The following is a 23,830-nucleotide window of genomic DNA, read 5'->3' as shown; positions in this document are numbered from 1 at the left end:
TCGTGTCGTTACCAGAGGAAACAAACCCAAAAACACCATATACACCTGACGACTTATTTGTCCCTCTAGAAACTTCATCCTACGACGCGGATCATATCGCAAAACCATCGATATCCTATTGGAAAGATGCTTGGATGCGCTTAAGTCAGAATAAACTCTCAATGGCTGGTTTAATTGTATTGATATTACTCGTTTTAATGGCTATTTTTGGTCCGATGATATCACCATATTCATACGATCAGCAGGTTTTAACAAATGGTAACCAGGCTCCATCTGGGGAGCATTGGTTTGGGACGGACAATCTTGGAAGAGACATGTTTACAAGAACGTGGAATGGAGCTCGTATTTCTCTCTTCGTAGGATTTATGGCAGCTATTATCGACTTTTTAATCGGTGTTGCTTATGGTGGGTTTTCAGGCTACAAAGGTGGACGAGTTGATAATTTCATGATGAGGATAATCGAAATCCTTTATGGTCTTCCATATCTATTGATGGTCATTCTTTTAATGGTCGTTATGGGACCTGGGCTATTTACAATTATAGTAGCCTTAACCGTTACAGGTTGGGTTGGAATGGCAAGAATTGTTCGAGGACAAGTATTGCAGTTGAAAAACTCAGAGCATGTTCTTGCATCGAGAACATTCGGAGCTAGTGCCGGTCGTGTCATACGGAAGAACCTTCTTCCGAATACAATGGGACCTATCATTGTACAAATGACTCTAACGGTTCCTACAGCTATATTTGCTGAAGCTTTCCTAAGCTTTCTTGGATTGGGAGTCCAAGCTCCAATTGCGAGCTGGGGAGTCATGGCCAATGATGGGTTGTCGGTTATTTTATCTGGGCACTGGTGGAGATTATTTTTTCCAGCATTCTTTATTTCATTAACGATGTTTGCTTTTAACGTACTTGGAGATGGATTACAAGATGCATTAGATCCGAAGTTACGGAAATAAGAGGATAGTAGAGTTCTCAGGATGAGCGACTTTTCTATAATATATTTTAGGGGGAACCAAAGTGAAGAAGATCATTATTATGTTATTTTCGCTTCTATTGCTAATCGGGATTGTCGGGTGTACAACAACCGAGAAAAGTTCAACTAATTCAAATAATGGTAGTGATGGCGATAGTCAAGAACAAGGGACAAAAGTACTTAAGCTTAACAATGGAAGCGAGCCAACATCATTTGATCCACCGATCGGGTTTGATAGCGTATCTTGGAATGCGCTGAATAACTTGATGGAAGGTATGACGAGACTTGATGAAAACGATGAACCACAGCCTGCTACAGCGAAGGAATGGGACGTATCGGAAGATGGTAAAACATATACCTTTCATATTAGAGAAGATGCTAATTGGTCTAACGGTGAACCTGTAACAGCAGAGGATTTCGAATTTGCTTGGAAGCGTCTTGCTAACCCAGATACAGCATCACCTGCAGCTTTTCTAGCGTACTTTATTGAGGGCGCAGAAGCGTATAACACAGGTGAAGGTAAGGCTGAAGATATGATGGTTAAAGCTGTAGACGAAAAGACTTTCGAAGTTAACCTTAGTAGCCCTGTAGGTTTCTTCCCTACACTAATTTCTAATCCAGCATTCTTCCCAGTTCATAAAGAAACGGTCGAAGAAAATCCAGAGTGGCACACAGAAGCAGATAGCTATGTAAGTAATGGTCCGTTTAAGTTATCAAAATGGGCTCATGACACAGAATTTGTATTTGCGAAAAACGAAGAATATTGGGACGCAAAAAGCGTGAAACTTGATGAAGTACATTGGGCGATGGTCGATGATACGAACACAGAATACCAAATGTATAAAACAGGGGATCTTCATACTTCTGACGTCCCAGCTGACTTGAGTGAGCAGTTGTTTGACGAAGGGAAAGCGCAAGTAGAAGATCAATCCGGTACGTATTTCTATCGCTTTAATACAGAAATGGAACCATTTCAGAATGAAAATATTCGTAAAGCTTTTGCAATGGCTGTAGATCAACAGCAAATTGTAGAGTTTGTTACGAAAGGAAAAGAGAAACCAGCAAAAGGTTTTGTTGCTTATGGCTTTGAGGATCCTACTGGCGGAGACTTCAGAGAAGTTGGTGGAGATCTACTAACAACTGATGAAGCAAAAGCAAAAGAGCTACTAGAAAAAGGAATGGAAGAAGAAGGGTATGACAAGTTACCTGCAATAACACTTACGTACAATACGAGTGATTCTCACAAGAAGATCGCGGAGGCACTTCAACAAATGTATAAAGAGTCGCTTGGAGTAGAAGTTGAACTTGCGAACCAAGAATGGAACGTATTTTCAACAGAGCAGAAGGCCTTAAAACTTCAGTTTTCTCGTAGTTCATTTCTTGCAGACTATGCTGATCCAATTAACTTCCTAGAAAGTTTCCAAACTGGACATTCTATGAATAGAACCGGATGGAGCAATGACAAGTTTGATAGCTTGATCGAACAAGCAAAAAATGAAACAGATGAAGAGAAACGATTTGCACTGATGCACGAAGCAGAAACGATTTTATTCGAAGAAATGCCAATTTTCCCAATTCACTTCTATAACCATGTTTACTTACAGAGTGATGATGTAACAGGAATTGTTAGACACCCTGTAGGTTATATGGAGCTTAAAACAACAGATATTAAATAGTCTATAAGAGCCGGGTGTCATGCACCCAGGCTCTTTCTTGTGAGAGAAGATCACCCCGAAGGAGAGATGAACAGTGAAAATCACAGAAATTGAAACATTTACAGTTAATACGCCATTAAAGAAAGCTTTCAAAACCGCACTTAGAACTGTTACGAATGCTGAATCGGTCATTGTGAAAGTTACTGCCGGTGATCAAGTCGGATGGGGGGAGGCACCTCCAACACTTGCAATAACAGGAGAAAGTGTTGAAAGTGTGAAAGCCGCTATTATGAACGCCATTGCTCCTAAATTAATTGGATTACGTGTGTCATCTTATGGTTATATCTTTGAGGTTCTTTCTGCTGCCCTAGTAGGTAATACAAGTGCAAAAGCTGCAGTAGATACGGCTATTTATGATCTTATTGCTAAGAAGTGTGACATGCCACTTTATCAATTCCTTGGAGGGTATCGTAACAAACTTGAGACCGATTATACGGTTAGCGTGAATTCCCCAGAAGAAATGGGGGATGATGCAATTCAATATATTAATGAAGGATTCTCCATTTTAAAAGTAAAGGTAGGAAAAGATACGATTGAACGAGACATCGAAAGGATTAAAATGGTGCAAAATCGAACAAATAACAAAGCTATTATTAGATTAGATGCCAACCAGGGGTGGACAGCCAAAGAAGCGATTGATGCGATCAAACAAATGGAAGATATGGGAATAAACCTCGACCTCGTTGAACAACCCGTTCATGCACATGATATTGAAGGCCTTAAAAACGTAACAGATTCAGTGAAGACTCCTGTAATGGCAGATGAGAGCGTGTTTTCGCCTCGGGATGCATTAAAAGTGATTACTCTAAGAGCTGCGGATTTGATTAATATTAAACTCATGAAAGCTGGGGGAATTCATCAAGCGTTGAAAATTAACGCAATTGCAGAGAGTGCAGGTATTAATTGTATGGTCGGAAGCATGATCGAATCAAAGGTGGGAATATCTGCTGCGGCACATTTTGCAGCAAGTCAACGAAATATCACTCGATTTGATTTTGATGCTCCTTTAATGTTTAAAGAAGAGAATGTTGAAGGTGGCATCACATATCAAAAAAGTATGATAACATTTAACTCACACGCAGGACTCGGTATACATTCTGTCAAACAAGGAGGAGTGGAAATTGGGATTAACTAGAAAAACAATATCAGTTACAGTAGCAACCTTATGGTCTAATCCAGATAGCGCTCGTCCACTGGACGAAAAAGCTTTACATAATCCTGTAAACCTAGAGGGCTGGTTAGATCAGCTTCCTTATTCACCAAGACTTGAACTTTGTGATAATAACCTCGTACAATCTCAGGTGCTATATGGAGAAGAAGTAATAATATTGGAAGAAAAAGATAATTGGTCACATGTAATTGTTCCTTCTCAACCTTCTTCAAAAGATAGCAGAGGGTATCCCGGTTGGATCCCAACAAAGCAATTATCAACGGAAGTATACGAAGAAAGGTGTCTAACTGTTACTGTCAATAAACATGGTGCGATTCTCACTTCACTTAGTAATGAAAGCGTACATCAACTTAGCTATCAGACACGTCTTCCACTTCTAGAAGAAGGAAGTGAAGAATTTCTTGTCTGGACTCCTCATGGAGAAAGCAACCTTAAGAAGGTTGATGGAGAAATCACAAAGAATGATATGATCACTGGTAATGGGGAAGACATTGTAAGAAACGCTGAGCAATTTGTTGGTCTTCTTTATTTATGGGGGGGCATGTCTTCTTACGGATATGATTGTTCTGGTTTCAGTTATAATATGACGCGCACGATTGGGTGCACGATCCCTAGGGATGCTACTGATCAGATGAAATCTGGAAAAGTTATTGATGAAGGGGAATGGAGAAAAGGCGATTTACTTTTTTTTGCTTACGAGCAAGGAAAAGGAAGCGTTCATCATGTTGGAATTTATTACGGCGATGGAAAGATGATTCATTCTCCTTGTACTGGCCGTTTTATTGAAATAACCCCACTCAAAGGGACATTGTATGAAGAGGAGCTCTGTGGTATTCGCAGATATTGGGAAAATTGATGTTGGATTTCAGTATGATTTCAAACAAAGTAAAAGACTGTTTCATTGGTCTTGATGGTAATCATTCCATCTTTATTACCACACCTGACGGAGAAATAACATTACTATCAGATCAGCCAGTTTCTTCAGCAAGTATTATAAAGATTCCAATTATGCTCGAAGCTTTAAAACAAGTGGATATGGGTAGAATTCAACTGAACGATGAGATAACGATTGAACCTGAAAATATTGTAGAAGGTGCAGGAGTACTATCTCATCTATCTGATCTACATAATTGGACCATATCTGATCTAATAACTCTTATGATTGTAAGCTCTGACAATACTGCAACTAATCAGTTGATTGATCGACTAGGTATTTCATCTGTGAATTCTACGATGAGGAGCTTAGGATGTTTCCATTCGACACTAATGAGAAAAATGATGGATCATGATTCTCTTAAATTAGGAAGAGACAACTTGATGAGTGCGTGTGATACGGTTACGTTATTGAATGAATTTCATAATGGGAATACCTTATCCAAACCCTCTAAAGATTGGGCCAGGTCAGTGTTAGCCAAACAACAGTTTCAAGATAAGTTTCCTTCGAAAATTAATCGTCTGACACCAGGTCAGCTTGCACATAAAACAGGTGAACTTAATGGAATTGAACATGATGTTGGAATATTGAATACTCCACATGGATCAGTGATATATGCTTTCCTTACTGCAGGATTAATTGAAAATCGATACGGAAGAGAAGCAATCGCGAACGCAGGCAGGTTACTATACGATTACTTCAACGAAAAAGTATAACTAACAAGAAACACCGTCTATTGGACGGTGTTTCTTGTTTTATGAACCTATTTGCACCCTTGTACCGATAGGAATCGTGTAAGAAAGTTCTTCAACATCTCGATTTTGCATTCGTATGCATCCTCTAGATACATACTTCCCAATCGAAGAAGGATCGTTTGTACCGTGTATGCCATAGTGTTTCTTCGATATACTCATCCACATTGTGCCAAATGGTCCTCCAGGATTCGGAGCTTTGTTAATAATAATGAATGAACCAGAAGGTGTCTCATGAAGCATACGGCCTACACCAACAGGGTATACCTTAACAAGGCTACCATCCTTAAACAGGGATAGGGTGCGGTTAGTTAACGATACATAAATAGAATACGACAGCGTAGCGGGATCAGGATAACCGGGTATCTCGATGACTTGACCAGGAAAGATTAAATTAGGGTTTGATAAAGCATTGTATTGCAGTATTTCCCATAACGGAACGCGATAATCTTCTGAAATTGATGAAAGAGTTTCACCTGAATGTACTATATGTTTCAAGTAATCTAACCTCCTGTAGAAATAGCTGTTAAAGGGGCGAATTCAATGAAGATCATCATTATATCTGATACACACATGCCAAGAAAAGGAAAAAATCTTCCTCTTTCACTCGTAAATGAGCTAGAACAAACAGATCACATCATTCATGCTGGAGATTGGCAAACGCTTGACGTCTATGAAGAATTAAAACAGTATGCTCCTATTTCTGGCGTGTATGGAAATGTTGATAATCTCGAAATAAGAGAACGGTTTGGATTGAAGGCGATCTTAAGGATCGAATCTTTCAAGATTGGAATTACCCACGGTCATGGCCGTAACAAAACAACAGAAAAACGCGCGGTCGATCTGTTTGAAAAAGATGATGTTGATGTTATCATTTTCGGTCATTCACATATACCTGTTCATAAAGAGTATGATGGAAAGATTATTTTTAACCCAGGTTCCCCGACAGATAAACGACGACAGCCAAAATTTTCATTCGGAAAATTGACTCTATCAGAGGGGAAACCTTTTTCGCTTGAACATGTTTTTTTCGACGATCGCAATGGACAAGAAACATAATAATTGTACAAACCTAACTATAATTGTATAATGTTTGTATAAGTAATGTACGAGATGGTATATCCGGAAGGGGAAGTAATCAATGAGTAAAGGTAAGAACGTAATCGTAATAGGAGCTGGTCCAGGCGGATTAACTGCAGCCATGTTGCTAGCAAGCAAAGGCTATTCAGTTACCGTTTATGAAAAGCAACAATTTATAGGTGGCCGAACATCCTCCTTTGAACGGAATGGTTACACATTTGATCGAGGTCCTACCTTCCTAAATATGCCCCATATATTAGAAGAAGTGTTTGAACAAGCGGGTCGAAATGTACATGACTACCTCGATTTAGTTGAAGTCGATCCAATGTATGAATTAAAATTCGATGATCTTTCTTTTTTCCCAACAAGGAAAAGAGAGGAAATGGTTGAACAAATCGAACGTCTATTCCCGGGGAATGGAGAAGGGTATAGAAGGTTCATGAAGCAAGAAAAGGAAAAGTTTGAAGCTCTCATGCCAATATTGCAGAACAAGCATGATTCTTTAGTAGATTATGGACGATGGCGTTTTCTTAAAGCTTTACCGAAATTGACTGTAACAGAAAGTGTATATAATCGACTTGCAACTTACTTTGACGATGAGCGCCTTCGTTTATCTTTCACATTTCAAGCTAAATACTTAGGTATGTCTCCGTGGGAGTGTCCCGGTGCATTTACAATTTTATCTTACATGGAACATGAATATGGTATTTTTCATCCGATCGGAGGAGTGAATCAGATTTGCGATTCGATGGCAAAAGTCATTAGAGAAGAAGGGGGAACGATTCACACTGGAACACCTGTAAAAAGAATTTTAATAGACGGAAAAACGGTACAGGGTGTAGAGCTGGAGGATGGAAGTATTAAGTATGGAGATGAGGTTGTTATTAACGCAGACTTTGCACACGCAGTGAATCATCTTTTTCCAGATGGAAAAGGGAAACGATACTCCCCGAAAAAAATGGAGCGAAAGAAATATTCTTGTTCTGCGTTTATGCTCTATCTCGGTGTTAATAAATCCTACGATTTATCACATCACACTGTTGTCTTTTCTTCTGATTATAAGAAAAATGTTGAGGAGATTACTAAGCAAAAAGTTCTCTCAAATGACCCATCGATCTATATTCAAAATGCTAGCGTAACAGATAATACGCTTGCTCCTGAGGGGAAATCGTCTATTTATATCTTGGCACCAGTGCCGAATAACTTTAGTTTAATTGACTGGGAAAAACACAAACACGAGTTTAGAAGACTCGTTTTAGACCAAATCAAAGAAAAAACTCAATTTAACGATATAGAAGATCACATTGAGGTAGAGGAAATGTACACCCCAACAGATTGGGAAGTTGATATGAATGTTTACAAAGGGGCGACTTTTAACCTGGCTCATAATCTCCCTCAAATGATGTTTTTTAGGCCACCGAACAAATTTAAGGAATTCGATCATTGTTGGCTAGTAGGCGGCGGGACCCATCCAGGAAGTGGACTCCCTACCATTATGGAGTCGGCGAGAATTACAACAAACCTTCTTCACCAAGAAAACAGTGAACGAGAGAGGAGCAGCTCATGAAGATAGGTATAGTTGGCGGTGGTATCGGTGGCATGGTGTCTGCTCTAATGCTTGCTAGAAAAGGACACGAAGTAACTATTCATGAAAGAACAAACGCACTTGGAGGAAGACTTGCCTTCGTGGAGAAAGATGGTTATAAGATTGATAAAGGACCAACTATCGTTTTACTCCCTGAAATGATCTATGAATTTCTTGAAAAAGCTGGCATTCGAAAAGATGAATTTGAAATGGTTCGCTGTGACCCTCTTTATCGGATGATTTATCCTGATGGCTCAACTTTCACGAAAACAAGTGATATTTCAAAACAATTAGATGAAATAAAAGCTATGTTTCCTGGGGAAGAAGAGGGGTTTATCAATTATCTATCTGATATGCGAAAGAGGTTTGCAAAAGGAAAAAAAGCTTTTTTGGAAAAGTCATTTATTAACAAAAAAGATTTTTTTACTTTTGAAAACATGAAACTCCTATTAGAACTTAAAGCACACCAAACTGTCCGATCACAAGCTTCACATTATTTTAAGGATAAGAGATTACAGGATGCCTTTTCACTCCAAACTCTATATATTGGTGGTAATCCTTCTAGCTCTCCAGCTCTTTATTCTTTAGTACCTTTCAGCGAGTATGAACATGGCATCTGGTATATCAAAGGTGGATATGCAAGTCTTAACTCCATCCTGGAACAACATATACGAAAAGAGGGTATAGAAGTCAAATATGGATCTTCAGTAGAGGAGTTAATAACAAAGCAAAAGGACTGTAAAGGAATTCGATCTACAGATGGTGAATTTTACTATGATAAGGTAATATTTAACGGCGATTTTCCAATGATTCACAACTTGCTTAAGACACAAAAACCACCTAAATACAAACCTTCTTCTGGTTGCTTGCTTCTCTATATAGGCCTCGACCGAATCTATCATGAAGTCGATGTACACCAATTTTTTATGACTAATGATTTCAGAACCCATATGAATAATGTATTTAAACACGGTTCAGTTTCAAAAGACCCAGCCATCTACACATTTCATCCATCAAAAATTGATGATAGTTTAGCTCCTCAAGGAAAAGGCGTTCTATATGCCCTAATACCTGTCCCATCTGGTAATGATTTGAATTGGAACAATAAAAAAGAGTTGGCCGCAGACATTATCCAACTATTAGAAGAACGAGGCTTCCCTAACTTAAAAGAAGCAATACAATGGATGGAAATTCGAACCCCAGTGGATGCAGAAATAGACGGCTTATTTGAAGGAGGGAGCTTTGGAATTGCACCAACCTTATCACAGTCTGGTGCATTTCGTCCTCAAGTCAAACCCCTCCAATACAATAACCTTTATGCTGTTGGAGCCTCTATTCATCCGGGTGGAGGGATACCAATCGTGATGCAAGGGGCAGATCTGTTAGTAAAAGAAATAGAAAGGGTGTGAGTGAGAATGCTGGAACAGGCGTATAAACATTGTGAATCTACGATAAAACATCATTCTAAAACATTTTACAAAGCTTTTTCCTTACTACCTTCAAACAAAAAGAAAGCAGTTTGGGCTGTGTATAGCTTTTGTAGGAGAGTTGACGATATCGTAGATGAGGGTTCAGAACCGGAAAGAGAGCTTTCTGAATTTCGATCTCAATTCAAACGATTTCTCAACGGAGAAAAACTAGGTGATGATCCTATGTGGATTGCTCTTCACGATGTGTTTCAGAGATTCTCAATGAACCATCAACCTTTTCAAGATATGATCTTAGGTCAGGAAATGGATTTGTATAAGTCACGATACAAAACATTGAACGAACTTGAGCATTATTCTTATCACGTTGCAAGTACGGTTGGATTGATGCTTCTGCCAATATTAGCACCGAAGAAGGTAGATTTACTAAGAGATAGCGCGATTTCTTTAGGCATCGGTATGCAAATCACAAATATCTTACGAGATATTTGTGAAGATCTTGATCGTGATCGAATCTATTTACCTCATGAAGAAATGAAGGATAGTGGTCTTAGTATTGATGATTTGTATAAACGAAGAGTAACACCTGAGTTTATAGAATTATGGGAGAAGCTAGCTTCTCATGCAGAGTATCATTATGATAAAGCTTTTTCTACTATTGATGAGTACCCACTGGATGCTAGGTTACCAGTCAAAAGCTCTGCTATTCTATATCGCGCAATTCTTCAGTCGATCCGTAAAAAAGGTTACAATATTTTTGGTCAGCGTGCTTATGTGACAGATGATGAAAAAGATCAGTTATTATCAGCGATAGGTGGAAATTAATAGATAAAATCCCCCCTCGACCTCCGATTCGAAGGGGTGTTTTATCTATTAAAAGATCAATGTTTTTCATTGTATCAAGTATATAATAACTAAAATTCATCAATTCGATTCTCATTACTAAAAATAGCATTCTAATCGTTAGAAGGGGGATTGTAATGAGTAGCATCTTTAATACGCTTGATGAACTTTATAGTGAAATGGTGGAATTAAGAAGGTACTTTCATCAGTATCCTGAGCTATCTTTTGAAGAAATACATACCCCAAAATACATTGCTGACTATCATCGTAAATTAGGTAACGATGTTCGTGAAAACGTTGGGGGTAGAGGAGTTGTAGCTACTTTAATAGGTGGCAAGCCCGGAAGAACAGTAGCCCTACGTGCAGATTTTGATGCTCTCCCTATCCAAGAAGAAAACCAGGTTCCATATAAATCTAAAGTCGAAGGCGTTATGCATGCATGTGGTCATGACGGGCATACAGCAACGTTACTTTGCCTAGCCAAAGCATTCAACTCAATTCGTGCCGATCTGGAAGGTTCAATCGTCTTTATCCACCAACACGCAGAAGAGTATCAACCTGGTGGTGCGATTGCTATGATTGAGGACGGTTGTCTAGAAGGCGTGGATGTTATATTTGGTACTCATCTTTGGGCGACCGAAGAAACTGGGAAAATCATGTATAAAGAAGGACCATTTATGGCAGCAGCCGACCGTTTTGAATTAGAAATTATAGGGCAAGGGGGGCACGGTGCCCAGCCACACTTAACAAAAGATAGTATCGTAGTCGCTTCTCAACTCGTTATGAATTTACAACAGTTAGTATCTAGAAGAGTAAATCCACTGGACTCTGCAGTTTTATCCGTAGGTTCGTTTGATGCACGAAATGCATTTAATGTGATCGCTAATAAGGTACGTTTAATAGGAACGGTGAGAACCTTTAATGAAGACGTGCGAGCATTAATAGAGAAGGAACTTGAGCGTGTAGTGAGAGGGACCTGCTTATCTGCAGATGTAGATTACAATCTTACTTATATACATGGTTATCCAGCTTTAATAAACCATAAGATCGAAACAGAATTATTAAGAGAATACGCTAGTAATGTAGCTGAGGTTAAAGAAGTTAGCGTACATGAAGCCCAGATGGGTGGAGAGGATTTTTCCTATTATTTGCAACATGTCCCAGGGACCTTTTTCTTTACAGGTGCACGAAATCCAGATGCGGATCGTGTTTATCCACACCATCATCCTCGCTTTAATATTGATGAGAAAGCAATGTTGATTGCTGCCAAAGTGATGGCAAAAGCTGTTTTATCTTATACAGATTCGAATGAGAAAGAAATCACGCACGAATAGAAAATAGAGCAGACAAAGATCGCACTGTCATAGATGTGCAATATTTGTCTGCTCTATAACTTTTCCCTCATTTCAGCGCACCGTATTTGATGATGTCTATATACTCATCTAACTCAGGCTCTACTTTTTCAAGGATTTCAGAAAAGCTCATTGATTTCTCCTGATAGGCTTGCAAGTTTTTTTGAGCGATTTGTTCCAATGTAGTCATGGTTAAATTGATTACCTTTTCTGGAGAAGCATTTTCTTGCAAAAGGCTTCTGTCTATAAGCTTTTCAAGGTATTGTTCGCTATAATGGTCAACATTTTTCTGTAGCATCTCTTTCATTTCATCTTCCATGCCAGAAGGTGGGTGTAAAAGAGCATGTGTGACAAGTTGCGTTTCTGTTAAATATTCAAATTGTACTCTTTGTTTAATTAAGATAACTTCTTTTACTCGATCAAAGAAATCTTCTGTTTTAACGGATTGTAAGTCATTCATAATTCGGTCGCCGATTAACTTGCGAGAGTGATCCACGACATAAATATACAGGTTTTTCTTATTTTTAAAGTAATGGTACAAGATTCCTTTTGATATTCCCGCCCGAGTAGTAATCGTATCGGTTGACGTTTTGTCGAAACCCGATTCCGCAAACTCTTCTATACAAATAGATAGTATTCTTTCCTTCTTTTCATCAGGTAGTCTTTCAAAATTGGTATACACTTCTGTAACCTCCATCATCAATTAAGTTGCGATGTCTTTTTTGCGGTAGTAATGAAAAGTACCCCAAATACTAAGAGTGATAACCCCCAACATGATGCCAACATATAAGGAGTGTAGGGACTCGGTTGAAATGACATCAGCAGCATCAATGTATTCGAACAAACTAAAATACTTTAAGAAATCCAGGCTGCTTGTAATACCAGCGATAACACTAAGGAAATAAGAAATCAACACGAGACCAAGTGAAATCGATGTAATCGTTCTAGATTTCTTCATTATAGCTGACAGAAAGTAAGCTACTGTTGCAAATGTGACGTGCATAAGGAATGTACCTAAAATTAATAAACTGAATGTTTTGATGGGTATGTTCTCATCTGCAAACTGAAATCCAATCAGGCACACGACGACGATCACAGAATTAAGAATCACAATGTTACTTAATACAGCCAAAAGCTTTTCAGTAATTACACGTACTCTTGTTATCGGCTTAGATAACAGAAACTCGATTGTCTTTTCGTTTTCTTCTTTTGCAATCATATTTGAAGACAACATCACTGCAAATATACTTCCAAATAATGTAGTCATGAAATGAACCTGCATCCCATAAAAGCCGAGAAGAGATCCGATATCGAGGCGATCCATTCCAAATGCTTGTTTAAATGAATCAGGATAGGCACTCAATAAGTCTTCCATCGTTTGTTGATCTTGAGTAAATTGAGGGTAAATACTTAATGTCATTAAAATAATACCAGCTAAGATAACCGACCAAATCATCAATGATTTTATGTTTTTCTTCATTTCGCGTTTATAAATCATCATGAGTTTCACTCACCTTTCTTATTCGTAATAATGCATGAATACTTCATCAAGAGAGGGCTCTTGGATGAGTACATCTGTAAGATCGAGAGAGGAAAGATGGTTTAAAAGCTGTTTCATGTCGCCACTATAGAGAAACGTCGTATTCTTTTCACGAGTTTGTTTATCAGCTATCCCTTCGAAAGGTAAGGAAACTTCTTCCTCATTCTTCATAGTAAGACTAATTTTCTTTAGGTTATTTTTGATCAAAGTTTCAACTTTTTCGACTGCTACGAGTTTTCCATCCTTTATAATGGCTACTCGATCACACATCTTTTGTACTTCACTTAAAATGTGAGATGAAAAGAAAATCGTGGCACCTTTTTCTCGTTCTTTAGAGATTAATTCAAAGAACGTATTTTGCATTAATGGATCCAAACCTCCAGTAGGTTCATCTAAAATAAGAAGCTTAGGCTCATGGAGAATCGCCTGGATAATACCGACTTTCTTGCGATTCCCGAAAGAAAGGTCTTCAATCTTTTTGTTTAAATCTAACTGTAGCTTCTCAGCTAATTCATGAATGCGTTCTGTGTTCTTGTAATGGTGGAACTTAGCTGAATATAGTAGCAAATCTATAGCTCGCATGTCATCGTAATAATGAACTTCTGATGGGAGGTAACCCACCATCTTTTTGATTTCTTTGGAATTAGAAACAATATCTTTCCCAAAGATCGTCGCACTACCGCCAGTTGGCTGTAATAAATTTAGCAGTGTACGGATTGTGGTACTCTTACCAGCGCCGTTTGGACCGATAAATCCAAAGATTTCTCCTTCCTGGATCGTAAGCGATACGTCTTCTATACCACAACTCTTCTTGTAATACTTCGATAAATTCTTTAACTCAACTGCAGTCATCATTATCCGTTCATCCTCCTTCACGACTGATATTGACTCATAAGTCAATTTAAGAATACATCGTATTGACTAATCAGTCAATACCTTTCCATACAGAACCAACTATCCCTTAAAATAGAAGAATGATAAGATTATTTGTATAAAGTTCAGTTTCGATCTAAAGGAAGTTAGGTAATGAGCACGCTAATTTTAGCAAATCTATTTTGAGGAGGTAATCGAATGAGCGAACCTAATTGTCCAAAGTGCGGAGGGACGGAATTAGGAAAAGGAAAACATTCAGGATATGCAGTCATGTCTCCGATGAAAAAGAAACTAAGCTTCGGGTCAGAAATTGAATATGTTCTATGTACAGATTGTGGCTTTATCATTGAAAGCTACGTAAAGAATCCAGAAAAGTTTAAGAACACACATTAAATCGTTTTAACACATATTAGAGCAAAAAGAGCTTGGAGGCGGGTAGCGCTAGTCCAAACTCTTTTTTGTATTATAGTGATTACACGAGTACTTTTTAATGAAAGCTAGTCATTTCTCGCTTGTGAAATAATGTGTTTCGCAACATTTTTTCCACTTATGACAACCATTGGCGATCCCCCACCAGGGTGGGTGCTACCTCCAGCAAAATAGATGTTTTTGATATCCTTCGATTGATTAGAAGGACGTAGAAAGCTATTGCGAAGGGAATTAGAGGAAATGCCATATAAAGCGCCACGGAAGGCATGAAAACGATTTTCGATTTCATCTGGTCCGAGTATTTTCTCTACAACCCTGTGTTTTCTAATAGGTAGACCATGGTTCTCAAGTTTGCTATAGATTTTTTCTTTATAATTTTCTAAAGAAACCTCACTGTGATTAACAGTAGGAGGTGCGTTAACAAGGATAAAAAGATTATCACCATCAGGGGAGACTGCAGAATCAGTATAAGATGAATTCGATATGTAGATCGTCGGATCCTCTGGCCAAGCTCCATTGAATAACTCTTCGAATTCCTTCTTGTAGTCATAGGAGAAATATACCTGATGATGAATTAAGTCTAGCTTTGATGACAACCCAACCATAATTACGAATGCAGAAATCGAAGGCGATACTTTAGTGATAGTGGCATCCCTGAAGGAAGGTCGGTGCACCTCATCTACGAGAGAAGGATAAACCTTTAACAAATCTCCGTTGATAATAACCTCATCAATGTATTGGACCTTCCCATCTTCTGTTTCGATCCTTTCCGCTCGGTCGATTCCTACATGTATCTTCGTCACGAGTGTTTCAAAATGAAAGGTAACCCCAAGTTCTATTGCCAATTGTTCCATCGCGTTAGCAAGAGTCGTGTTGCCACCTTTAATGTAGTAAACACCCTGTACCATTTCAAGATAGCCGATCATCGCGAAAGTAGCAGGGGATAAATATGGCGACGAACCGATATACGTTGCATAACGATTAAAAGCTTTTAGCATGAGGGGATTTCGAAAAAATCGCTCGTGAAAATGATTCATTTTCTCTAACGGCCGTACTTTAAGAACTGCTTGAAAAAGGGATGGAGACATATAGTCTTGCCAGGATGTAAACATTTTTGGGAAAAAGGATGATTTTGATAATCGGTATAATCGATCTACTTCATTCAAGTAACTTTTGTAATGGGTTGCAGCGTAGGGATCTAGTTTCTCAAACTGCTCGATCATAACGTCTGTATCAGTGCTCATTACAAAAGAACTACCATCATGATCGAAATTTCTTGTATGGTGATCAAGTTTTATCCATTCAAAATAATCCCTGGGGTTTACTCCCGCTTCCTCGAAGACAGAATCAAACACCTCTGGCATCGTCATTGTGTTTGGCCCGAAATCAAAGTTATAGGATCCCATAGAGATAGGCATCATTTTCCCCCCTGCATATGAGTTTTTTTCATATACATCGACTTTGATACCCTGACTTGCTAGCTTTATAGATGCAGCAAGCCCACCAAGTCCTGCACCTATGATGACAATTTGTTTCATGAATACGTTCTTCCTTTCCAGACATAGCCTTTTTGTTTTATTCCTCTCATCGTTGAGTTGACCAGTAGAAGCATAAATGCTAGTGCACTTAATGGCATGAAGACAGATAGCCGAACTGATTGATTTGTGATCCAGTCAACCCAGGCTTTTTGAAGCGTAATAAGTAAGTAAGGTAAAAAGAGGATAAATGATGGCATACCTTTTAGAAAGCTTCCCCCCCCTATAAGTAATAGGATGAATGGAAGCACGTAAAACACTCCATAAAAGAAAAATAGAAAGCTTACTAATAGTAGTGATCGTCCAAGACCGGGGAAGAGGTTTTTCGTGAATCCTTCCCATACATCTTTGTTTGAACTGTACATATAACACGTCGCATACTTTGTAATGTTCGCTAGCAAAGAACGATGTCCATGTATTTTAAAGGATCGTGAAAGATCTACATCATCTACAAGGCTACTATGAATCGATTTATGCCCGTTAATCATGTTATATTCCTTGTGCGTGACTAATATAAATGCTCCATGAGCAGCTGTGAAAGCAGGTTTGTTAGTCCAATTAGCTGCCAAAAGCGGTAAATGGAAGTGCACGACGAAATGCTGCAAGGGGACGAGGAGTTTCTCAAGCCATAACGAAACTGGAAATGCAGGGAATCCAGAAAGCATTGATGCCTTTTTCTTTTTCATCAAAGTTAATGAAGATTGGAGAATATCTGGATGTAAGCGGATATCTGCATCAATGAACAATAGGTAGTCTCCGTTTGCTCGCTCACTCAGCTGGTGACAAGCATAAACTTTTCCATTCCAAGAAGGGGGTAAATCGTCTCCCTTTATAATAGAGAAGCGGTCATCTCCTTGTGTATTCTCGATTAATAGCTTTAACGTTCTATCCGAAGAATCATCATCTAGGAGAATGAACTCTATGTATGGATAAGAGAGCTTCTTTACGTTTGTAATTAAATCAACAACATTATCTTCTTCATTACGAAGAGGGATAAGAATGGAGACGAGCTCATTCTTATCCCTATGAAACCTTTTATTAGGTAACGCTGGCATAAAGCGGGAATTAATAATAGTCCAACCAAGAAAGCTTGCTAGAATGATAATATAACTCAGTAACATTACACGATCCCCTTTTCTAAAGAAGACAATTGGAAAGTCTTTATACTTTTCCGATAAGCGTATAGTAATAAGTAAGTAGGCACTCCTGTAATCGTCACTGCGAGCCACAATTGATCGAGAAGTCCAAGGAAAATAAACATTCCCATCACCATCCCGAATAAGGCCACCATTCTATGTTTCCAGTAAATAAATGCTTCTTCTGAAGGGATCTGATTCCTAACGTAAACTGGATATAAGAGCAGATGGAAGAACAACGAAACAACAAACCAGCCTATAAAGTTTTGCATAGGTACTTCATAATAAAAACTAGTTCCTTCCCAGCCCCAATACCCTTTAACAAGATAAGCAACAGGGTCAATAATTAAGTCGATAAGGACTGCGATGAGTGCGCCAATGATCGAGTAAGTCATCCACTTCAGTAGAGAATGATTCATTTTCTTCAAAAGTTCAATAGAAAGAACATGAGTAACCGCGACCACCATCACCCATGCGAATCCAATCCCAATTGGAACGTCAACTATTTTAAAGCCAAAGTCCCCAGAATAATTGTATTGTCCAAATATCCAACCGTAATGTACTCCAAGTGATTCTGCCGCCATACTTAGAATGAAAATCAGTAACACAATCGAATACCCTATGGTCTTTCCAAACGTTCGAATGAAATAAAAACCTGCTAACACTCCGCATAGGATTAGAAAGAAAGCATTAGACCATTCTAGAACTGGTGGAAGGAGGTCGAAACCAACCAGTACAACCCCACATCCGTACCAGAAAATAAATAGCTTAAAGACCAGTTTATCTAGTTTCAACATGAATGAAGATCCTTTCTTAGCCCGTTTGTTCTTCCGATAGTTTAAGATCTTCAGCGATTAAATCAGCGGTTAGTTGACCTGATAGTGTTACCATCGGCACACCTCCACCAGGGTGTGTAGAGCCACCAACAAAATATAAATTTTCTAACAGCGAGCTTCTAGAAGGGATTTTGAAGCCGCCATTTACTTTACGATCAGTTGCAACTCCATAGATCGATCCGCCATTCGAGCCATAGAGATCTTTGATGTCGTCAGGAATAAACTGATACTCAAATTCGATAGATTCTCTCAGTCCTTGCATTCCCATCCGTTCTAATTTGTCGAGAACGATTTCTCGGTATTTACCACGATATTCTTCAAAACTTTCTCCATCTTGAAGAGGAGGGACGTGGGTTAATACAAAGAGATTTTCTTTTCCTTCTGGTGCCTGACTAGGGTCCGATTTAGAAGAAACGCCAATGTAGACAGTTGGGTCATCAGCTGGAATCCCTTCATCAAATATTTGTTGAAACTCGCGCTTCGGATCTTCAGAGAAGAAGAAGTTATGGTGCTGAAGGTTATCGAACGTTTTATTAACCCCAAGAAGTAAAACGAGTCCAGAGACAGTAGGCGTATATTTCTTGAGGTCTTTTTTTGCTTTTTCCACACCAGGCTCTTGTTTTAATAATGTCTCGTGAGCCGGGATTCCTTCAAGGTTACTTACGATCATGTCAGCTTCTATCACATGACCGCTAAATAATTTTACTCCAGTTGCTTTTTTATCTTTTGTTATGATTTGAGTCACTTCACTGTTCACCTTTACCTCAACACCTAGCTCATCAAGGAGTTTGAGCATTCCTTTTGCGATATTATACATTCCGCCTTCTACGTAGTAGATGCCAAGACCGAGTTGAACATAGACGAGTTGAGACAGAATAGCAGGAGAGTGATATGGAGACGAGCCTATATACATAACAAAAAAGTTGAACAACTGACGAAGATGCTTGTCTTTTAAGTATTTTTCAGTTGCTTGGTTCATCGACTTCATAGGATCCATTGATAACAAATCCTTAAAACTATGGAGCTTTTGCATATCCTGAATGCCCGAAAGACTTTTGCTGTAAAAGCTCTTTAAGCTGAGGTCAAACATCGACTTGCAATAATCCAAATAAGCGAGGAAATTTGAGTAGTCTTTTTCAGATTGTTTATGTACCTCTGATAGCATGACAGCTAAATCACTTGTAACATCGATTTCTTCGCCATCTTCAAAAAACGTGCGCCACTGTGGTTCGATTCGAGTAATGTTCATATAATCGTTTAGATTGCGATCAGCGCTTTTAAAAAGCTTTTCCAGTACCCAAGGCATCGTTAAAATCGATGGACCAGTATCAAAGTTGAATCCTTTTCCAGACCTTCTGTTCAACTTGCCACCAGGACGTTCGTTTTTTTCTAGAACCGTAACATCATGTCCATCAGCGGCTAAACGGATCGCTGCCGATAACCCACCTAGACCAGCGCCAATCACGATTGTTTTCTTTCCCATTATTCTCTCCTCCTCATTGTAAAAAAGGTATTTACGTCGACTTTTTTTATAAGCGGCTGTATAGTGTAAGTATAACCTTTGTGAAAGTAAGATGACAGTCACGGGTGTGTTATGTACAAGATGATCAACTAATGACTAAATATCATCTTAAACGAAAGACTGTAAACAAATAATGAAAGTTGGGTAGCCCATGCAGGTATTTCATCTTTCAATAAGTGGATTGATCATAGCAAACTTTATTGCCTGGTTTACCATACATGTTTGTCTCTCTTATTTCTGTTTGAAAGTCCCTGATTCCTTCTACGAGTCACGGAACCTTCATCATAGGAAGAGAGAGGAAGCTGCTTTGTACGAAATATTGAAAATTAGATCTTGGAAAACGGTTCTTCCTGATGGAGGAGGTATATTCAGAGGAGGGTTTCGTAAGAAAAAGCTCAAAACTTTAACAGTAACCTATGTTACGAAATTCATCGTTGAAACGAAAAGAGCGGAGTTCAATCACTGGATCTTAATTCCACCTTCACTCTTGTTCTTTCTCTGGAATCCTCCTCTAGTAGGCTGGTTTATGGTTGCCTATTCCCTTATTGTGAATATACCTTTCATCATGATCCAACGATACAATCGATACAGACTAGAACTAATATTGCCTAAAATAAAGAATAAAGAAAAACGCAGGAGGTCATCAGTTGAAACATACGGAATATGATCAAACAGAAAGCAGAAAAAATGAACATATTGATATTTGTCTCACCGAAGAAGTCGAAGGACAAGGAATCACCACTGGATTAGAAAAATTTAGATTTAAACATCGAGCATTACCAGAAATCGATTTTGATGATATCGATCTATCAACAGAATTCCTTGGTAAACAAGTAGCTTCACCTTTTCTAATCAGTTCGATGACTGGAGGGACCAAACGTGCTTGGGAGATAAATAAGCGTCTTGCGAAAACTGCTGAAGCAGAGGGATGGGCACTTGGTGTAGGCTCCATGCGGGCTGCGATACAGGAAGAACGCTCTGTTTATTCATTCGAAGTAAGAAAGTTTGCTCCTACGATTCCGATCTTTGCAAATATAGGTGCCGTGCAGTTGAATTATGGTTTTACAGTAGAAGAATGTAAAAAGGCAATCGATCTGATTGAAGCCGATGGACTCATCCTTCATGTAAACTCTCTTCAAGAAGTGTTTCAACCCGAAGGCGACACAAACTTCAAAAGCTTACTTCCAAAAATTAAAGAAGTAGCAAAAAGACTTGAAGTGCCGGTAGGCGTAAAAGAAGTTGGTATGGGGATCGATAATGAAACGGCTAGAAGCTTGGTCAACATAGGTGTAGACTTCATCGATGTAGCAGGAGCCGGTGGAACATCGTGGATTCAGGTTGAAAGCTACCGCTCTCATCAGACCTTAAGAGAGCAAGCAGCTGAAGCGTTTAAAGGGTGGGGCAATGCTACCGCCGAATGTTTGATAGATGTTCGAAAAGACCTTCCCACCGTTCCATTAATTGCAAGTGGTGGGTTGAAAAATGGTGTCGATGCTGCAAAGAGTATTGCTCTCGGAGCTGATCTTGCAGGGTTTGGTAGAGCTCTTCTTCATCACGCTGTCGATGAAAGCGAACAAGCTCTTTCTGATCAACTCAAAAGAATAAAGTTCGAACTTCAAACTGCTATGTTCGGTATTGGCGCTTCATCGATTCACGATTTAAAACACACAAAATCATTGCGTCAATCTTAGCCGGAGAATTTTCTCCGGCTTTTTGTATAGGTCCCTTTTCCAAGTGCAAACTAATTGGAAAAGGGGGGATAATAAATGGATTGGCTTTCGATTATACCATTCGTAGTTGTTATCCTTGTTGCGGTTAAAACCAAACTCGTAATACCGGGGTTAACAGCAGGATTGTTAACAGCATCATTCATACACAAGCCTGGTCTTATTTCTGGGTTAGAACAATTTTACCAATTTATCATGAGTGGCCTGAAAGATGAAAGCAATATTAAGATTATTATCTTTTTATATATGTTTACTGGTCTTATCGGAATGATGAAATATACAGGTGGAATCAAAGGATTTGTTCAAACAGCCTCAAGTAAAATCAATTCGAAAAGAGGCGCATTGTTTCTAACATGGCTTTCAACGCTAGGTACTTTCAGTGCACCCAGTTTCCGTATCGTGACGGTCGCTCCTATAATGAAGGCACTTCTAAAGAAAGTAAAGATGACTCCACAGGAACTTGGGTTTGTAATCGAAACCACAGCTACCCCGGTAATTGTACTGATTCCAATCGCTACTGCATTTGTGGGGTACATGTCATCTGTTGTAGACCTTTCTTTAAAAGGGCAGGGTCTCGAAGGTGATGGGTACAGATTATTTCTAGAAAGTATCCCTTATAATTTCTTCTCTATTTCAATCATCATCATTGGGTTTTATTTAAGTTTTTTTCATCATAATAAAAAACCAGCTACCGATGCAGGAAATCTCGAAAAAGAAATAGATGATAAGTGGGAAGATTGTCACCCTGTCGTTTCGAAGGATCTACCAGCTAAACCAATGAACTTATTGGTTCCTCTAAGTGGTGTTATTCTTCTTACACTCTTCCTTACATATTGGAATGGCTATGAAAAAGGATTTACGGGGATAATCGAAGCTTTTATCGAAGCAGATGTATTAGATGCCATGGTGTTTGCCCTCCTGACAACGGTTCTATTAACATTTGTTTTTTATTTGTTCCAAAAGTTCACTCTCAAGAATCTCGTCACCTTTTTTATTGAAGGTGGGAACGATATGATGGCTGTAATCGTTTTACTCACAGTTGTTTGGGGACTTGCTTCCTCAGCTGAAACTTTAGGATTTTCAACCTTTGTTACACAGAACTTAAACTGGATTCCTGTATTATTTGTACCACCGGTCTTGTTTCTTGTTGGTTCGTTTGTTTCTTACTTTATCGGTTCCTCATGGGGAACATGGGGGATTCTCATGCCACTTGGAATATCTCTTGGTGCAACAACAGGGACATCATTACCTCTTGTGATCGGTGCTGTATTTGCAAGCGGGACATTTGGAGCATTTTCTTCACCTCTAAGTGATAACACGAATACAATAGCAAAAATTCTCAAATTAAATACAATGACTTATGCAACATTCAAGCTCAAGCCAGCACTCATTGGTGCTGCTGTATCTGCAATTGGTTATTTTGTAATTTCTTTTATTATTTAGCGCACTAATGTAAGCTTTTCTATTGACACCTAGTGTTACAACCTTTAACATTGTCATTAACTTAATAATCCTTTTTCAAGGATCTTCTTATTCAGAGAGGTGGAGGGACTGGCCCTTAGATACCTCGGCAACGGATTCCTATAGATTTTATACGGGAGCACCGTGCCAATTCCTGCGGCGAAAGTCGGAAAATAAGAAGAGGCGATCGGTATAACCAACCCTCTTCTGTTCGGGCAGATGAGGGTTTTTTTATATGCACTCCTCATCAAACGGTTTATTAATAAAGGAGTGAACGAATATGCAACTTGTATCAAAAGATGAAGAAAAAAAACAAATGATGATCAAAAGCCTTTTAGGAAAAGGAATCTATAAGAAAAATAATAAACAGCTTTATATGTTATCTCTGAGTGAACTCGAAGACATATATTTAGAAAAAGCTGGCCAAAATAGAAACGACACTTGGAGAAATGGAGTGGAAACAATGGAAAGAGCAGTATTTGCAGCAGGATGTTTTTGGGGAGTAGAAGCACTATTTCAGCAGTTAAATGGGGTAACGTCCACATCTGCTGGCTTTACCGGAGGAAAAACGATCGATCCTTCCTACGAAGAAGTCTATAAAGAATTAACAGGGCACGCAGAAGCTGTACTCGTAGAATATAATCCAGCAATCATTTCATATGATGAGTTGCTTCAAGTATTTTTCGAAAACCATAACCCAACTTCACTGAACCGTCAGGGAGAAGATGTTGGCACTAGATATCGCTCAGCTATTTTTTATAGTTCTGATGAGCAAAGAACGTTAGCTGAAAAGGCGAAAGCAGAACTTACGGCATCTGGAAAGTTCAAAAAACCGATTGTAACTCAAATTGTACCTGCAGCCAATTTCTATAGAGCTGATGAATACCATCAGAGCTACCTTGCGAAACATGGTCAATCTTCTTGCAAAATTTCATGATAGGA

The 23,830-nt window shown here is 38.8% G+C and carries 23 protein-coding genes and 1 riboswitch; of the genes, 15 read left to right on the top strand and 8 right to left on the bottom strand.

Annotation, left to right across the window (positions count from 1 at the left end):
• Positions 1-2: 2 nt before the first annotated feature.
• The 5 genes from SJY16_RS10285 to SJY16_RS10265 all read left to right on the top strand — a co-directional run bounded on the left by SJY16_RS10285 (position 3) and on the right by SJY16_RS10265 (position 5,506).
• Complete coding sequence (locus SJY16_RS10285; protein WP_377889066.1) at positions 3-953, top strand: ABC transporter permease; 951 nt, start codon at positions 3-5, stop codon at positions 951-953.
• Between the two features lie 61 nt (positions 954-1,014).
• Positions 1,015-2,646: a peptide ABC transporter substrate-binding protein gene (locus SJY16_RS10280; protein WP_377889065.1), complete on the top strand. Its 1,632-nt coding sequence runs from the start codon at positions 1,015-1,017 to the stop codon at positions 2,644-2,646.
• Positions 2,647-2,719: 73 nt separating this feature from the next.
• Positions 2,720-3,820, top strand: coding sequence for a dipeptide epimerase (locus SJY16_RS10275; RefSeq protein WP_377889064.1), 1,101 nt, complete (start codon positions 2,720-2,722; stop codon positions 3,818-3,820).
• On the top strand, positions 3,807-4,712 hold the full coding sequence (locus tag SJY16_RS10270) for a C40 family peptidase (protein ID WP_377889063.1): 906 nt from the start codon (positions 3,807-3,809) through the stop codon (positions 4,710-4,712). The genes SJY16_RS10275 and SJY16_RS10270 overlap by 14 nt, the downstream gene beginning before the upstream one ends.
• Positions 4,712-5,506 (top strand): serine hydrolase, encoded by a 795-nt coding sequence (locus SJY16_RS10265; RefSeq protein WP_377889062.1) that lies wholly within the window; start codon positions 4,712-4,714, stop codon positions 5,504-5,506. The genes SJY16_RS10270 and SJY16_RS10265 overlap by 1 nt, the downstream gene beginning before the upstream one ends.
• Positions 5,507-5,545: 39 nt before the next feature.
• Here SJY16_RS10265 and SJY16_RS10260 read toward each other — a convergent pair whose 3' ends face one another.
• Positions 5,546-6,040: a L,D-transpeptidase family protein gene (locus SJY16_RS10260; RefSeq protein WP_377889061.1), complete on the bottom strand. Its 495-nt coding sequence runs from the start codon at positions 6,038-6,040 to the stop codon at positions 5,546-5,548.
• Between the two features lie 45 nt (positions 6,041-6,085).
• On the opposite strand from SJY16_RS10260, the gene SJY16_RS10255 reads away from it, so the two are divergent.
• The 5 genes from SJY16_RS10255 (at position 6,086) to SJY16_RS10235 (ending at position 11,811) form a co-directional block, all read left to right on the top strand.
• Complete coding sequence (locus SJY16_RS10255) at positions 6,086-6,601, top strand: metallophosphoesterase family protein (RefSeq protein ID WP_377889060.1); 516 nt, start codon at positions 6,086-6,088, stop codon at positions 6,599-6,601.
• 82 nt (positions 6,602-6,683) lie between these two features.
• The gene (locus SJY16_RS10250) at positions 6,684-8,189 is read left to right on the top strand and encodes a phytoene desaturase family protein (protein ID WP_377889059.1); all 1,506 of its coding nucleotides are present in this window, start codon (positions 6,684-6,686) and stop codon (positions 8,187-8,189) included.
• The gene (locus tag SJY16_RS10245) at positions 8,186-9,616 is read left to right on the top strand and encodes a phytoene desaturase family protein (protein WP_377889058.1); all 1,431 of its coding nucleotides are present in this window, start codon (positions 8,186-8,188) and stop codon (positions 9,614-9,616) included. Before SJY16_RS10250 ends, SJY16_RS10245 begins: the two co-directional genes overlap by 4 nt.
• A gap of 6 nt (positions 9,617-9,622) precedes the next feature.
• Positions 9,623-10,459 carry a phytoene/squalene synthase family protein gene (locus SJY16_RS10240; RefSeq protein ID WP_377889057.1) on the top strand — a complete coding sequence of 279 codons (837 nt, stop codon included), beginning with the start codon at positions 9,623-9,625 and terminating at the stop codon, positions 10,457-10,459.
• Positions 10,460-10,614: 155 nt separating this feature from the next.
• Positions 10,615-11,811, top strand: a complete 1,197-nt coding sequence (locus SJY16_RS10235; protein ID WP_377889056.1) for a M20 family metallopeptidase — start codon at positions 10,615-10,617, stop codon at positions 11,809-11,811.
• Positions 11,812-11,878: 67 nt separating this feature from the next.
• On the opposite strand, the gene SJY16_RS10230 is transcribed toward SJY16_RS10235, so the two are convergent.
• The 3 genes from SJY16_RS10230 to SJY16_RS10220 are packed head-to-tail and all read right to left on the bottom strand — an operon-like array spanning position 11,879 to position 14,221.
• Positions 11,879-12,511, bottom strand: coding sequence for a TetR/AcrR family transcriptional regulator (locus SJY16_RS10230; RefSeq protein WP_377889055.1), 633 nt, complete (start codon positions 12,509-12,511; stop codon positions 11,879-11,881).
• A gap of 21 nt (positions 12,512-12,532) precedes the next feature.
• Positions 12,533-13,330: an ABC transporter permease subunit gene (locus tag SJY16_RS10225; protein WP_377889054.1), complete on the bottom strand. Its 798-nt coding sequence runs from the start codon at positions 13,328-13,330 to the stop codon at positions 12,533-12,535.
• A gap of 18 nt (positions 13,331-13,348) precedes the next feature.
• Positions 13,349-14,221 carry an ABC transporter ATP-binding protein gene (locus SJY16_RS10220; RefSeq protein ID WP_377892166.1) on the bottom strand — a complete coding sequence of 291 codons (873 nt, stop codon included), beginning with the start codon at positions 14,219-14,221 and terminating at the stop codon, positions 13,349-13,351.
• 219 nt (positions 14,222-14,440) lie between these two features.
• Between SJY16_RS10220 and SJY16_RS10215 the strand changes: the two genes are divergently transcribed.
• Positions 14,441-14,635, top strand: a complete 195-nt coding sequence (locus SJY16_RS10215; RefSeq protein WP_377889053.1) for a transcription initiation factor TFIIIB — start codon at positions 14,441-14,443, stop codon at positions 14,633-14,635.
• A gap of 104 nt (positions 14,636-14,739) precedes the next feature.
• On the opposite strand, the gene SJY16_RS10210 is transcribed toward SJY16_RS10215, so the two are convergent.
• The 4 genes from SJY16_RS10210 to SJY16_RS10195 are packed head-to-tail and all read right to left on the bottom strand — an operon-like array spanning position 14,740 to position 19,661.
• Complete coding sequence (locus tag SJY16_RS10210) at positions 14,740-16,209, bottom strand: phytoene desaturase family protein (RefSeq protein ID WP_377889052.1); 1,470 nt, start codon at positions 16,207-16,209, stop codon at positions 14,740-14,742.
• The gene (locus tag SJY16_RS10205) at positions 16,206-17,327 is read right to left on the bottom strand and encodes a glycosyltransferase family 2 protein (RefSeq protein ID WP_377889051.1); all 1,122 of its coding nucleotides are present in this window, start codon (positions 17,325-17,327) and stop codon (positions 16,206-16,208) included. The genes SJY16_RS10210 and SJY16_RS10205 overlap by 4 nt, the downstream gene beginning before the upstream one ends.
• Complete coding sequence (locus tag SJY16_RS10200; RefSeq protein WP_377889050.1) at positions 17,327-18,139, bottom strand: carotenoid biosynthesis protein; 813 nt, start codon at positions 18,137-18,139, stop codon at positions 17,327-17,329. The genes SJY16_RS10205 and SJY16_RS10200 overlap by 1 nt, the downstream gene beginning before the upstream one ends.
• A gap of 16 nt (positions 18,140-18,155) precedes the next feature.
• Entirely contained in the window at positions 18,156-19,661 is a 1,506-nt protein-coding gene (locus tag SJY16_RS10195; protein ID WP_377889049.1) for a phytoene desaturase family protein, read from the bottom strand.
• A gap of 190 nt (positions 19,662-19,851) precedes the next feature.
• Here SJY16_RS10195 and SJY16_RS10190 point away from each other — a divergent pair, with 190 nt between their 5' ends.
• The 4 genes from SJY16_RS10190 to msrA all read left to right on the top strand — a co-directional run bounded on the left by SJY16_RS10190 (position 19,852) and on the right by msrA (position 23,825).
• The gene (locus SJY16_RS10190; protein WP_377889048.1) at positions 19,852-20,367 is read left to right on the top strand and encodes a glycosyl-4,4'-diaponeurosporenoate acyltransferase CrtO family protein; all 516 of its coding nucleotides are present in this window, start codon (positions 19,852-19,854) and stop codon (positions 20,365-20,367) included.
• A complete protein-coding gene (gene fni / locus SJY16_RS10185) occupies positions 20,348-21,391 on the top strand; it encodes a type 2 isopentenyl-diphosphate Delta-isomerase (protein ID WP_377889047.1) in 1,044 nt (347 codons plus the stop codon). Before SJY16_RS10190 ends, fni begins: the two co-directional genes overlap by 20 nt.
• A gap of 75 nt (positions 21,392-21,466) precedes the next feature.
• Positions 21,467-22,870: a Na+/H+ antiporter NhaC family protein gene (locus tag SJY16_RS10180; RefSeq protein ID WP_377889046.1), complete on the top strand. Its 1,404-nt coding sequence runs from the start codon at positions 21,467-21,469 to the stop codon at positions 22,868-22,870.
• Positions 22,871-22,954: 84 nt separating this feature from the next.
• Positions 22,955-23,068, top strand: a riboswitch (SAM riboswitch).
• A 100-nt stretch (positions 23,069-23,168) separates the two neighbouring features.
• The gene (gene msrA, locus SJY16_RS10175) at positions 23,169-23,825 is read left to right on the top strand and encodes a peptide-methionine (S)-S-oxide reductase MsrA (RefSeq protein WP_377889045.1); all 657 of its coding nucleotides are present in this window, start codon (positions 23,169-23,171) and stop codon (positions 23,823-23,825) included.
• Positions 23,826-23,830: the final 5 nt, after the last annotated feature.

Source organism: Alkalihalobacillus sp. R86527, assembly GCF_042466185.1.
Classification (GTDB): domain Bacteria; phylum Bacillota; class Bacilli; order Bacillales; family Guptibacillaceae; genus Guptibacillus.
Note: the sequence above shows the minus strand (reverse complement) of the source record. Positions and strands in the feature narration are given on the sequence as shown.